The organism is Pseudomonas sp. DWRC2-2 (genome assembly GCF_049897885.1).
GTDB lineage: Bacteria > Pseudomonadota > Gammaproteobacteria > Pseudomonadales > Pseudomonadaceae > Aquipseudomonas > Aquipseudomonas azotoformans_A.
Window position 1 is genome coordinate 32,172 of the sequence record NZ_JAFCXD010000013.1, and the last position, 13,158, is coordinate 45,329.

Annotated in this window: 10 protein-coding genes; 8 read left to right on the forward strand and 2 right to left on the reverse strand. The window is 58.4% G+C overall.

Annotated features, from left to right (window positions below; all coding sequences use genetic code 11):
• Nucleotides 1-85: 85 nt before the first annotated feature.
• Entirely contained in the window at nt 86-5,272 is a 5,187-nt protein-coding gene (locus tag ACP7EW_RS30190) for a dermonecrotic toxin domain-containing protein (protein WP_426221736.1), read from the forward strand.
• A gap of 19 nt (nt 5,273-5,291) precedes the next feature.
• On the opposite strand, the gene ACP7EW_RS30195 is transcribed toward ACP7EW_RS30190, so the two are convergent.
• Nucleotides 5,292-5,561: a PepSY domain-containing protein gene (locus tag ACP7EW_RS30195; RefSeq protein ID WP_269133922.1), complete on the reverse strand. Its 270-nt coding sequence runs from the start codon at nt 5,559-5,561 to the stop codon at nt 5,292-5,294.
• Nucleotides 5,562-5,703: 142 nt separating this feature from the next.
• Between ACP7EW_RS30195 and ACP7EW_RS30200 the strand changes: the two genes are divergently transcribed.
• The 7 genes from ACP7EW_RS30200 (at nt 5,704) to ACP7EW_RS30230 (ending at nt 11,724) form a co-directional block, all read left to right on the forward strand.
• Nucleotides 5,704-6,699, forward strand: coding sequence for a FecR family protein (locus ACP7EW_RS30200; RefSeq protein ID WP_426221737.1), 996 nt, complete (start codon nt 5,704-5,706; stop codon nt 6,697-6,699).
• Nucleotides 6,700-7,028: 329 nt separating this feature from the next.
• Nucleotides 7,029-7,487, forward strand: coding sequence for a hypothetical protein (locus ACP7EW_RS30205; protein ID WP_426130217.1), 459 nt, complete (start codon nt 7,029-7,031; stop codon nt 7,485-7,487).
• Entirely contained in the window at nt 7,484-8,035 is a 552-nt protein-coding gene (locus ACP7EW_RS30210; protein ID WP_426221738.1) for an adhesin, read from the forward strand. The genes ACP7EW_RS30205 and ACP7EW_RS30210 overlap by 4 nt, the downstream gene beginning before the upstream one ends.
• A 67-nt stretch (nt 8,036-8,102) precedes the next feature.
• Nucleotides 8,103-8,843, forward strand: a complete 741-nt coding sequence (locus ACP7EW_RS30215; RefSeq protein WP_426130213.1) for a hypothetical protein — start codon at nt 8,103-8,105, stop codon at nt 8,841-8,843.
• Nucleotides 8,844-8,904: 61 nt separating this feature from the next.
• Nucleotides 8,905-9,585: a C39 family peptidase gene (locus ACP7EW_RS30220; protein ID WP_177114218.1), complete on the forward strand. Its 681-nt coding sequence runs from the start codon at nt 8,905-8,907 to the stop codon at nt 9,583-9,585.
• A 38-nt stretch (nt 9,586-9,623) separates the two neighbouring features.
• Complete coding sequence (locus ACP7EW_RS30225) at nt 9,624-10,367, forward strand: hypothetical protein (protein ID WP_426221739.1); 744 nt, start codon at nt 9,624-9,626, stop codon at nt 10,365-10,367.
• Nucleotides 10,368-10,416: 49 nt separating this feature from the next.
• Nucleotides 10,417-11,724: a transporter gene (locus ACP7EW_RS30230; RefSeq protein WP_038845303.1), complete on the forward strand. Its 1,308-nt coding sequence runs from the start codon at nt 10,417-10,419 to the stop codon at nt 11,722-11,724.
• Nucleotides 11,725-11,788: 64 nt separating this feature from the next.
• On the opposite strand, the gene ACP7EW_RS30235 is transcribed toward ACP7EW_RS30230, so the two are convergent.
• A complete protein-coding gene (locus ACP7EW_RS30235) occupies nt 11,789-13,114 on the reverse strand; it encodes a sigma 54-interacting transcriptional regulator (RefSeq protein ID WP_426221740.1) in 1,326 nt (441 codons plus the stop codon).
• Nucleotides 13,115-13,158: the final 44 nt, after the last annotated feature.

Below are 13,158 nucleotides of genomic sequence, written 5' to 3' on the forward strand. Positions count from 1 at the left end.
GTTATCTACCGCCGACATCGCGCCGTCGCCCCTTAACGTGCTGCTCACCACTGATCGCGCCCCCGACCCAGATAGAGAGCCAGCCATGACCCATGTAACGCCGCCGTATTTTTTTGATGAGTACCTGCGTCCAATCACCCGTAAGCAACCCACCGACCGCGAGCGAGCATTGGGTTTGACGCTCAAAGACATCAACTGGCTCGGCACGGTTTACATCGCCAACCATAGCGCGCGCCATGACCGCGATGAACCGATGACCGTAGAAACGCTGATATTGGAAACGCCAGGCATGTCTTCGATTGCACTCGCCGGCGTGTTCATGATGAGTCCCACCCCTGATGAGAAAAAGGCCGTGCTGTACACCCCGTACGGCGGTATCGAGGTATTCGACCATCGGGACGCCTGCCTTTCTGAGTTAATACAACGCTTGAAAAATCCGTTTTTATATATTGATTTAATTAGATTTTTACCCATAAAACAGCGCAATGCGTTCACCCCGCAGAGCACGTTTACCCTCACCACCGCCACGGTTGAGCATTGGGTGTTTCAGGATCAGCAAAAAACCATCATGGCCAATCAGGCGCAAGATCTGCAACGCATGCATGAAGCGCTGCGCACCCTGCCCACGTTGCCCGAGTGGCTCGAAGCGGTGCTCGAAACTATTGGCGCAGGAATCTCGCAGTTTGAAGGCCTGACGCTGAAAGACACGCGGGTCGACAGTTTCATGGCGTCAGCGGATGACAGCACAAACGACCTACCTCGCTGGATGGGCTCAGCCACCTTGGCTGAAACCCTGCTGCAGTATTATGCCAAGTCAGCATGGCCAACTGACCGCAGACGCACCTTCGTCAACCCCAAGTATGACACTCGCAGTTTTACCCCCATCCAACGCAAGCAAGACGTGGAACGCTGGGAAAGTCTGGTGCAGCATGGCGCTGCAATCCTCACCAAGATCCTGGGCTTTTTGTTGGAAGCATGGTGGTACGCCCCCATGGAGAACGAGAAGTCTCACCCGGAACAGTCCCGCATGGAGTTCTTCGCGCAAGTGATGAGCGACAAGTTCCGTGTGGACCTGCTGTTCAAGCGCCAGAGTGAAAGCAACGCCCTTTCTTCAGGAGAAGCACGCGACCTGCTCGCGGTCTTACTTCCCGACCGCGCAGCCCGTAGCACCTGGCGCAGTACCTTGCATATCGAGAAGGTCAACATCTACGCGCCCTACCAGCACTATGTGGAGCTCGCCGCTACCCTGCTGATGAGTGACGAACACGCCTACCTGTACACCCAGTCCCGCGGGTTGCAAGTGCTCAAGGACGTCGATGACCTGAACGACACCCTGTTGAGCATGCTCAAGGCCGCCGGGCACCAGGACGAGCTGCTGAACTTCCTGTCCCTGGAAGAGCGCAGCGCGTACCTCGCCATGCGCGGCGTACAGGTCTATGGGCAACCCGCAGAGGGCAGTGTGTTCGGGGAGATGGCGAAGGGTATTTACGACAAGCAAATGAGTAACCTGGAGCACGCACTCACGCTGTTCCGCCGCAGTGATGGCGCGGTGAACCTGACTGCCTTGCTCGACTGTTCCCTGGACATACGCCATATGCTCGACAGCCGCCTGCTGGAGCTGGATACCCAAGGGCGTTGGAGCCTGCACCCGGTCAGCAGCGGCGATGGCCGACCGTCTACGGTGCAGGCAGAGCGCGCCAAACTGCAATTGCAGGCGCTGAAAACGGATGAAGACGCGCTGCTCAATCAACGCGCCAAGCACCCCACCTTGCGCAGCCTTGCGACAAAAGCCCTGAACGAGGAAATGAAAAAGCGCTACCTGGACCTGGATGCCAGCAATGTCTACATCAATACCTACCCCAGCGAAGCACAGGACAGGGAGGAACGCCTGCCGTCGTCATCGGTGAACATGCTGGAGCATTTCATCCAATACCTGGCAAATGCTGCTGGGGATATAGGCAGCACGCCTCGCATCGGCTTATACGGCGCCCGCGAAGGTGGCGCCGCCATGAACTGGAATAGCATCAATAGTCACGTGTTCAATGTCGTAATCAAGCAAGTCGCGGCCTCTTTCGTGGAGCGCGATGTCCGTACACTGCCCAAGCGGTTCCTGAAAAATAACGGCGACGAGATGATCAAGGCCCTGATGCACGGACTGCGCAGCGAGGCCGAGTTGCGCCTGCTTAATCACACGTTGAGCCCGGATCATTACGCGATCTTGGATACAGTGTTGCGCCCTGACAGCATGACGCGCGACAAGCGCCATGGGTTGCAAGGCTTTTTACCGGACGCCTTCTCGTTGACGGTGACTCTCAACGAAGGCAAAGAACTTCATCCACTGGCCAACTGCTTTGTGCTGACCGAACGCGGTGGCCTCGACCCACATCTTTCAGGCAAGGTGGTTTTGTGGACGCCCCAATACGGCTATGAGCCTTTCACTTCGCTGATTACCCTGCGCAAGGCACTCGAACAGCGCCTGAAAAATTCCACTCGTCGCACCGCACTGCTGATGAACCTGTCCATCAGCTTTCGCCAGCCTCATCAAGAATATCTCCTGGGGCCACTACAGCGTATCGACGAACATTTTCTACACAACCGCCAACAGAGCCACCTCGCTCACCATCTCGACGCCCTCGATTACTGGCTTGCCATGTCGCTGGGGCCCAAACAACTGCAGGACCGCCTGGACGATGAAATGGGCAGGATGGCGCCATCCAATATCGGCAGGGCCAAGGCCATTGCGACCGCCATGGTCCAACAACAGGGCCTGCCCGCCTGGTTGGGCACGGCGTCGGCCGCGGATCAGTTGCTGCATGCCGAGCTCCTTGAGCAATATCGCTTGAGTGCCCCCGACAATCAGGATTACCTGCACAGCCTGCCGACCTTGGGTGAGCACGTCGCCGAACGCTTGCGCGCCTTGCTCCAGGCGCGCTTCCCCGACGATGCGCTGGACCCGGAAAACATCCTGATCCCCGCACGGGTGGTGCTTAACGGGCACACCCAAAGCCTGGTCGATTTTGCCCAGCGCCATTTGCCCGACCTGCAACCCGACAACCTCACACCTAAAGCACGCGGCACCGAGGCCCTGCCTGCCTCGCTGGATGGCAATGCGATTGTGCAACTGGTGCGTCAACTGGACATCGGCAAAACCTACCGCGACCTGCTCACTGACCACCTCACCGCCGACACCGACGATGCCCGCCAGCGCCGCAAACTTTTTTGCCATCAACTCCCCTGGCAAGCGCTGCGCCATGCCCATGAGGAATACCTAGAAGAGCGTCTGAGCCCATCGTCCTGGGGCTTTATCCAGCAAATTTTCGACATGCCGGACGCCGTTGCCCGGGATGCCGTTATCGGCGCCACGGCGATGATCCGCCCCATGGAACTGATTGCCACCCCTGGGGCGACGCCGGCGAAGGTGCGTGGTGTTTATTTAATCGGCCCAAAAGCCAACGCCACAGGCCCGCTGGTGCTCTATGCGCCTTATGCCCCCATCAGCGTCTTAAAGGAGTACGGCACCGAGGAAAAACTGCTCGACGACATCAACGCCGCGGGTCCGCTGCAGGAGTGGATCATTCGTCAGTTAGGCGACCCCGATCAGGCGACGTTTAGCAATCGCTTCAAACAACCAACGAATCTGGAGGACAAACAACCAGAGCCGGTCAAACTGGCCTCTAACCCCATCAAAGGTAACCTGCTGCGCCAGCTATTCCACGACAATGCCGAGCAACTGCTGGACATGCTTTCCTGCCAGTTCAAGGAGGGTGGCAAGCACCTGTGGGATGGCATTACCAGCCTGCTGCGCAAAGGCGTGCCCATGGCACTGCAATTTATTGGCGGCAAACTCAAATTCCCCTTGGTGGTATGGCGTAGTTTCAAGCTCTTCGAAGCCAGCGCCGAAGACCTGCAAGAGCAGCACTTTGGTACAGGCCTGCGCAAATTTATCCAGGGTGTAGCGACTATGGCCTCATTGCGCAAGGAACTCGACGCCTTGCTCCCCTCGGACACCGTACCTGTATCGCCCGGCGCCCCCGCCCCGCAAGGCCCCGTGCCAGCCACGACGGTGGACACGTTGGACATGACCCACCCGGTGCGCGCACAACTACGGCGGTTCGAGGATGTGACAGTGGCGCTGACCGACCTGCAATTGGATTCACGCAGCCACGTGTATACCCAACCGATCAATAACCGCAATTATGTCGCTGTGGCAGGTCGCGTTTACCCCGTAGCAAGAAGCGGTGCGGGGTGGCGCATAAGCCTTGCCAGGGAGCTGGGCCCGTTTGTCGAACGCAACGCACAGGGCCAATGGGTACTGGACCTGTCCGAGCGGGAGCCCCGCTTCGGGCCAACTCTGTCGCGTTTTAGAGGTTTGGTGGTCACCCGCAGAACAGAGCGCGATTCCATCAATATTGAAGCGGCAGGTCTGCCAGCCATTCGCGGGCTGAGCTGGGAGATGGGGCTCGCCATCGACAGAGCGCTCAACGTCGCGCTGTATTACACCAATACATGTCAGCGCAACTTGACGTTATTTGCACAGCAACGCGACCCCAACTCAAGAGTCGGTCGCTTCCTCGGTGAGATGTTCGGCGTCGTCACTTTAAACCCGAGCCAAGTCGCAAGAATACGGGATCGAGTCACGCAAATTATGGAGGCGCTGACCCAGCAAGACCTGCTCGCGCTGGACTCTGAACGATTCGTCTATGGCACTTCTCGTTGGCCCGACGATGACTCGGTCGCTTTTGTGATCCCTGAGGATGCACAGCGAAAAATCTATTTGCTGACCCCCTTCTTCATAACGGGCATGGATGTCTATGAAAACCACCTTAACGCACCGTTCGACCTTGATGACCACGCGCGTGCGGCCACCCTGATTCATGAGTTGAGCCACTTGGCGGCGAGGACTGAAGACTTCGCCTACCTGGATTCCATGCGACCCTTTCCTGACCTGATTCGTCGTGGCAGTGCAGATGGCCTGCGCATGCACACGTCACTGTCCAATCTGCAAAGCACCGCGCTGTCCGTACTCACACCTGAAAGCACGCTGTTTAGAACCTGCGAAAACGTGACGGGGCACTGGGAGGACTTTGGCCAGAGGGGATCGACCAAGGTACGCGACAAGATATTGCATCTGACCGGCACCAAGACACTGGACGCTGCCCGGCAAATCTTCATGAGCGACGTAGACCGCCGAATAGACATCATCCTGGGTAATGCGGACTCGGTGACCCTTCTGATTACGCACCTGGGAAGGCAGTTGGATCCGGGGGCCTGAACAGGCCCCCGAGGGGGTATCAGTCTTTCTGGTCGCGCAGGATGTTGCCCGACGCACCATCGATACGCGCTTCATACACCGTGCCGTCGGACTTGCGCCCTTTGACTTCCCAATAGCCATTGTCATCGGCCTCGGCGGCATACACCTCGACATAACCGGCCTTGGTCTTGGCGACTTCAATCGCCTTCTCGATGGTAATCCAGCCTGCCCCCGGTTTATCAGCCAGGGCGGCACCGGCACTGAGCAGTGCGGAAGTTGCACACAGGGCGAGTAAGGTTTTCTTCAGCATTTTCGTTCTCCATTGTGGGAATGTCCTGAATCGTTTAGGTATTTCCAAACGAGAATAAGTTCCAATTGATGTGCAATCGCCATGATGGCTGTTCTCGCCGTCCACCCTGGGAGGTTAGAATGTGCGAAATCAGGATGAGTTAATGAGCGAAAAGTCCCTTTCAGAAGCCGAATATGACGCCATCACCGACGCCGCCGCGCATTGGTGCATGCGCCTGCACGCGGGCGATTGCACGACGAGTGAGCGTCAGGCTTTTGAACAGTGGCACGACTCCCACCCGCTGCATGCCTTTGAATACGCGGCGATGCTGGAGATCTGGGACGTTGCCGACCACCTCCCCCGCAACGAACCCACGCCGGTGGTGGTGCCGTTCAAACCGCGCAACCGCTTGCGCACCTACGCCGTGGCCGCGGCGATCTGCCTGGTCGCCCTGCCCCTGGCAGCCTTTACGGGTTGGGAAGCCGGTTGGCTGCCCAGTTCCTACGAGCGCTTCGAGGCTGCCAATGGTTTGCGCCAGGTCACCCTGGGTGATGGCAGCCAGGTGGAACTCAACCTGGGCACCGAGTTGGTCTACAGCAACTACAAGGACCAGCGCCGGGTCACCCTTAAAAAAGGTGAAGCGTTTTTCAAAGTCAGCCATGACAGTGCCCATCCCTTTATCGTGCACGCTGGGGCAGGCCAGGTTCGGGTGACGGGCACTCAGTTCAACGTCTGGAAATACGAAGACCAGGTACGCGTGATGTTGCTGGAAGGCTCGGTGCAGATTGCCAGCGACCAGGTCCACGGCAGTGTGCCGCTGACGCCCGGCATGCAGGCCAGTTACCAACAGGGTGATGCCACGCCCCGCGTGCGGACGATCAGCCCGAATGACACCGCGCTGGCCTGGCGCCAGGGCAAGCTGATCCTCGACAACCTGGCGTTGGCCGACGCGTTGCCGCTGATCAACCGCTACCTCACCAAACCGGTGATGCTGGCCGACGCCAACACCGGGACGATCCGCATCGGTGGCATCTACAACATCAGTGAGGTCAACCACCTCATTGCCTCCCTGCCCAAGGTTTTGCCGGTCTACCTGACCCAGAACCAGGACGGCAACCCCGTACTCAACGCCATCCCGCGTAAAACGCCTAAAGGCTGAACCTCTGCCCACAGCTGTGGGCTTTGTCATGCCTGAAGTGTCCGTTTTTTTAACACGCCCTTGCCCTGAACCGCCCGTGCACTGCGGATTCATCGTTTTGCCATGGATGGTGTTACAGCGCTGATACAACCCAGTGAAGCGTTTGCGCAGTGGCTGGGTAGCTGTGAATGGCCGGGGCGTTGTTTCATTCCTGAAACAGCGCTGCTATCACTTTGCCCATCAATATCTTCAACCCATTGAATAACCACACAAAATAAAAAGCGGCACGGCTTCTGCTCTATCCCTTACAGCGCTGTTTAGGGTCAGCGCGAAGAATAAGGAATGCCGCCGTGAATACACTCACTCAAGGTTCGATGAACGTACTGCTGATCAGCTGTGTACTCAGCGCCAGCATCGTGGTTCCGAGCCATGCGGGTGACGGCGTAATCGTCACCGGGCGCGATGTACAGGGACATATGTACGGTCGGTCTTCCTTTGGTCCAGATCCTTACCCCCAGACCGCCAATGCCAATCCAAGCCGAGACATCCTCGGCGCCCTATCGGGCGAACTGAGTGACCGAGACTTCGGCGCCGTCAGCAGTGGCTTGAGCATCACCCGCGCCATCCAGCCCAACGGCAACCTCTCCGGCTTGAGTGCCACCCAAAACGGCATGTCCACGTTGGGCGCCGGCGCAGCCGCCAGCCGCTCCGGGGGCAGTGGCAGCATGGGGGGGCAGATCAGCGATTCGATCCAGCGTGGCCTGGCGCCGTTGAACAACATCGGCAGCATGATGGGGGGCAAACAATGAACCGTTCTCTGCTCCTTCTGGCCCTGCTCACCAGCGCTTCGGCCATGGCCGACAACACCGCCGTGATCAATAACAGCGGTAAAGACTACCGCGGCAACCTGATGATCAACCAGGCCGCAGGCAACCAGCAGCAAACCGCCAACAACCGCGCCGTCGCGCTGGGTGGTCAGGCGACCACCGGCAATATCCAGAGAATGGACGGCAAGGTCGACCCTTCCCTGAACGCCAAGGCGGCGATCGAGGGCACTTCTTTCAGCAATGGCAACGGCATGTTGGGTATCAACCAGTCCGCCGGGGCCAATAACCAATTAGTCAATGCGGTGCGGATCAGCGTCAACCCTGGTCCGCAAAGCATCGACGACAGCGTCCTGTTGCAACAGAACACGACGACGCTGGCAACCGACTCAGGGCTCACCCCCACCACTGGCAGCCGCCAGGTCGTGACAAGCGACCAGGCCTTCACAGGCAGCCGAGGAGTGATTCAGGTGAACCAGAGTGCCGGGGTGGGGAACCGAGTGGCTAACACCCTGGGCATCACTATCAAGTAACCGCTTGGTAGCACGAGTTAGACCGTACCAACACTTAACCAACTAATTAGAAGCAAGGAGAAACACCATGAAACCTCAAATGGCTCTGAAACCAATGGTTTTCGCTCTCGCCGCACTCATGGCTGCTGCTGCTCAAGCAGGTGGCTGGCACCCTGCGCCTCAACCAACTGGTGTGGTTGCATCCGTGGTTACCGATGTACAAAACAGCATCGGCAACAAGTATGACGACACCAAAACTGAAAACAACGCCTCTGCCGATGGTTCGGTCACCTACAACAGCGGTAACACCGGCGTCAACATTCAAGCCGGCAGTGGTAACCAGGCCGACAACTCTGGCGCCATCTCCAGCGCCAAAGGCGACTTTGCTACCGTGTTCGCCGTCGTTGATGTGAACCAGAACAGCGGCCTGAACAACTTCGTCAACAAAGGCACGCAAAACAACGCTTCCCTGGATAACTCCGTTAACCGTAACTCCGGCAACGTGGGTTACAACGGCCAGGCCGGTCAAGGCAACCAAGGCAAAAACAACCTGGCAATCACCACGGCTGATGGTAAAAACATCGCAGCGGCGGCCAACACCGAGCAGAACTCGCTCGCCAACAACTACCTCAATACCGCTGCCACCGGGTACGGCCATCATGGCGGCAAACCTCAATACGTTTCGAACAACGCCAGTGCCGACAACTCGATCAACAACAACTCCGGCAACATCGGTGTGAATCTGCAATCCGGTGCCGGCAACCAAGCCAGCAACAGCCTCTCTGTAGGCCAAGGTTGCAGCGTCTGCAGCAGCGGCGTGCGCTTCTGATCCAACGGGGCCTTGGCAACAAGGCCCTTTTTTATTCCAGTGTCCAACAGGTCATTCGATCATGCGCCTCGCGACCCTCACCCTCTTGATGCTGCTCACCGGCCCGACCTGGGCAGGCACCATGGCGATCTCCGCCATGCCTGGCGGTGCAGTCATCTACAAGAAGGTCGAGAGTATCCGTGAACGCAAGTTCGCCAACCTGGTGGAACAGAAAACCGATTTCAGCTGCGGTGCTGCGGCACTCGCCACCATCCTGCGCCAGGGCTATTGGCTCGACGTAGACGAAGACCACATCATCAAAGGCATGCTGGTCAACGCAGACCAGGACCTGGTACGTACCCAGGGTTTCTCCATGCTGGACATGAAGCGCTACCTCGAAAGCATCGGCATGCGTGCCCGGGGCTACAAGATCGGGCCAGACACCCTGGTGACCGTGAAGATCCCTGTGGTGGTGCTGCTGGAAATCCGGGGCTACAAGCACTTCGTGGTGTTGCAGCGCGCGGACAAGGACTGGGTCTATATCGGCGACCCGGTGCTGGGCCACAAGCGCTATTCGCACGATGACTTCGTCAAAGGTTGGAATGGCATCGTCTTCGCCGTGCTGGGTGAAGGTTACGACAAGGCCAACGCCTTGCTCGACCCGCCCACGCCACTGACCGCCAAGAACCAGTTGAATGAGTTCAGGCCCGTAGGCGATGCCGAGCTGATGGACTTCGGTTTCATCCAGAGCGACTTCTTCTAAGAAGCGCAATAAGGGGCAGGACGCTCCAGGAGCAGAAGATGAACACTTCCCGTTGGCTGACGGTCTTGTGTCTGGCAGCCTCAATGCCCGCTTATGCTTCGTCGGGGTTCAAACCGATCGAACTCAAGGACTCGGAAATGGCCGAGCTGCGCGGTCGTTATGTGATGCCAGGGCGGATTATCAGCTTCGGTATTGTCATGAGCAGCACCTGGACCAATGCCGTAGGCGACACCATTACTGGCAAGGCCAGCATGCAAGTCGATTCCTCCACCATCACGCCACAATTCTACGTACAGACTACCGGCTCTACCGGTACGGGCACCAATTCGAATGCAGGCACCGGTAACGTCAGCGGCGGCGCCGGCCTGGGCACCGGCACAGGCGTGACCCAAAGCGTGCGCGCAGCCGGCGACGGCAACACCGCGTACAACAATGTCGGGATCAACGTCACCGAGAACGGCTTCGCCCCGTCCAACATCGTGCAATCCGGCCAGGTACTGGTCGCCGGCGGCACCGTCACCGGTGACAGCGCAGCAGGTCGTGTGAGTGTGTCAGCCAACAATGGCGGCTTGCAGATGGCGATCCAGGGCAACCACAACCAAGGCAATAGCCTCCAGCAAATCGGCGGCGGCCAAGTGCTGCAAGGCACCGTGCTGACCGGCGATAGAAACTTCGTCTCCAACATGACCCAGCTTAATGTGGTGATGAACAACGGCCTGAACAACCCGGCGCTGAACTGCAATCTGGACCAACTCAAAGGCCTACGCACTCTCGGTTATTGAACTACGCTGACCCTCGACACTTACGCATTAGAAAAGGACGGCTTATTTCATGCATCGATCGTTATCGCTACGTGCGGTGGTCTGTTTAAGTACGCTCTTGCCCGCATCCGTTCTGTATGCCGCGCCAGATGCCGATATCGAGACCCTCAAACAGGAACTTCTGGAACTCAAGCAGCGGTACGAAGTGCAGCAAAAAGCCTTGGCAGTATTGGAACAACGGGTTCGCCAAGTCGAGGACCAACCGGCGACGCCCGCGCCCAAACGCTTGGCCAAATCCCCGGCAGACTTCCAGAAAGCCAGTGGCGGCGCGACCGTGGCAGGCACAGGCGCTGCGGCCGCATCCGGCGGGGCCGGTGGCGGTGGCAGTTCTTATGGGCAGTCACTCAAGGACGATTCGGCACCCGCGCAAAGCGTGAGCAACCTCTACAACGAAGCCAGCGGCTTCTTTGGCAACGGCAAGTTCAGCTTTGAAACCGGTATTACCTACGCGCGCTACGATGCACGCCAGCTCACGCTCAACGGTTTCCTGGCACTGGACTCGATCTTCCTCGGCAATATCAACCTGGACAGGATCAAGGCGGACAACTGGACGCTGGACCTGACCGGTCGCTACAACCTCGATAACCGCTGGCAGTTCGATGTAAACGTGCCGGTGGTGTACCGCGAATCGACCTACCAGTCCGGCGGTGCGGGCAACAATGCCAACGCCACCTCCGAAGAGTCGGTGAGCCGCGACCCGACCATCGGCGACGTCAACTTCGGTGTGGCGTACAAATTCCTGGATGAAACCCCCACCCTGCCGGATGCGGTGGTGTCGCTGCGCGTCAAGGCGCCTACGGGTAAAGAACCGTTCGGCATCAAGTTGGTACGCTCAACCGCCAACGACAACCTGTATGTACCGGAAAACCTGCCGACCGGTAACGGTGTCTGGTCGATCACGCCGGGAATCTCGCTGGTCAAGACTTTCGATCCGGCCGTGCTGTTTGGCTCGTTCTCCTACACCCACAACTTCGAAGAGTCGTTTGATGACATCAGCAGTGACGTCAACCAGAAAGTCGGCGGTAAGGTCAGCCTGGGCGACAGCTTTCAACTGGGTGTCGGTGTTGCCTTTGCACTGAACGAGAAGATGAGTATGTCGTTCTCGGTGTCCGACCTGATCCAGCGTAAAAGCAAGCTCAAGCCCAATGGCGGGGACTGGCAGTCGGTGGTGTCCAGTGATGCCAATGCCGGTTACTTCAACGTGGGCATGACGATTGCGGCGTCGGATAACCTGACGATCGTGCCGAACCTGGCGATCGGGATGACAGATGATGCGCCGGACTTTACGTTCAGCCTGAAATTCCCGTACTACTTCTGATCGCCACACAAGGAAAAGCCCCGCAACGATAAGGGTCGTTGCGGGGCTTTTCGGTTTACCCGCCCTAGCGGATCTGGTGTTTGTGCAGCAACCGGTAGAACGTGGGTCGGGAAACCCCCAGTACACGGGCTGCCACACTCAGGTTATCGCTGTGCCGGTTGAGCACGTCGCACAGCGCCTGGCGTTCGGCGCGGTGCTTGTAGTCTTCCAGTGTAGCCATAGGCGGCGAAATTGCCTGTTGGCCGTGTAATCCCAGATCAACGGCTTCGATCTGGCGCCCTTCGGCCAGTACCAGGCCGCGCCGGACTCGGTTGGCCAGCTCGCGGACGTTGCCTGGCCAAGCGTGTTCGCCCATTGCCACTAATGCATCGTCACTGAAGCTACGCGGACGACGGCCGGTTTCCTGACTGTAAAAGCGGGAAAAGTGGTTGGCCAGCATCGCGACGTCGCCATGGCGATCACGCAACGGCGCCGTGACCACTTGCAGGACATTGAGGCGGTAGTACAGATCTTCGCGAAAGGTGCCCTTCTCTACCGCTGCCTCCAGGTCGACGTGAGTAGCCGCCAATACCCGCACATCCACGGGAATCGGCTGGCTGCCGCCGACGCGCTCAATCTGTTTTTCTTGCAGAAACCGCAGCAGGTTGGCCTGCAACTCCATCGGTAAATCACCGATTTCATCGAGGAACAACGTGCCGCCGTTGGCCGCTTCGATACGCCCGACCTTGCGCTGATGGGCGCCGGTAAACGCGCCCTTCTCATGACCGAACAATTCGGATTGGATCAAATGTTCAGGAATCGCCCCGCAGTTGATCGCCACAAACGGCTTGGCGTGGCGCTGGGATTGGCGGTGCAGGGTCTTGGCCACCAGTTCTTTGCCTGTGCCGCTGTCGCCACGGATCAGCACCGGAGATTCGGTGGGTGCAAGCTTGGACAATAACTTGCGCAGTTCGCGGACCGGTCGACTGTCACCCAGCAACTCATGCTCAGGTTCGTCCACTGGCATATGGCCCTTGCCGCGCAGACGTGCCATGCCAAAGGCGCGCCCTAGCGTAACCTGCACGCGAGCGACATCGAACGGCAAGGTATGAAAATCGAAGAACCATTCACAGACGAAGTCACCCACGTTTTGCAGGCGCAATACGTCCTGGCTGAGTACGGCGATCCACTCCGTACCGCTGCGGCCAATCAGCTCCTTGACCGCTTCCGGACGCTCCAGGTGATAGGGCTGCAGCCGCAGCAGGCCGACATCGCAGGACCGATCGCCAACGCCCTCCAACGTGCAGCTGTCCACCTCCCACCCGGCGGTGCGCAAACCGGGCAATAGCCCATGGCAGTCGTCACAGGGGTCGACCACGAGCAAGCGGCGCTGCACAGGTGTAACAACCATGACTATTCCTTGGCGTCAAAATTATTAAAGTTATTTAGAAACAA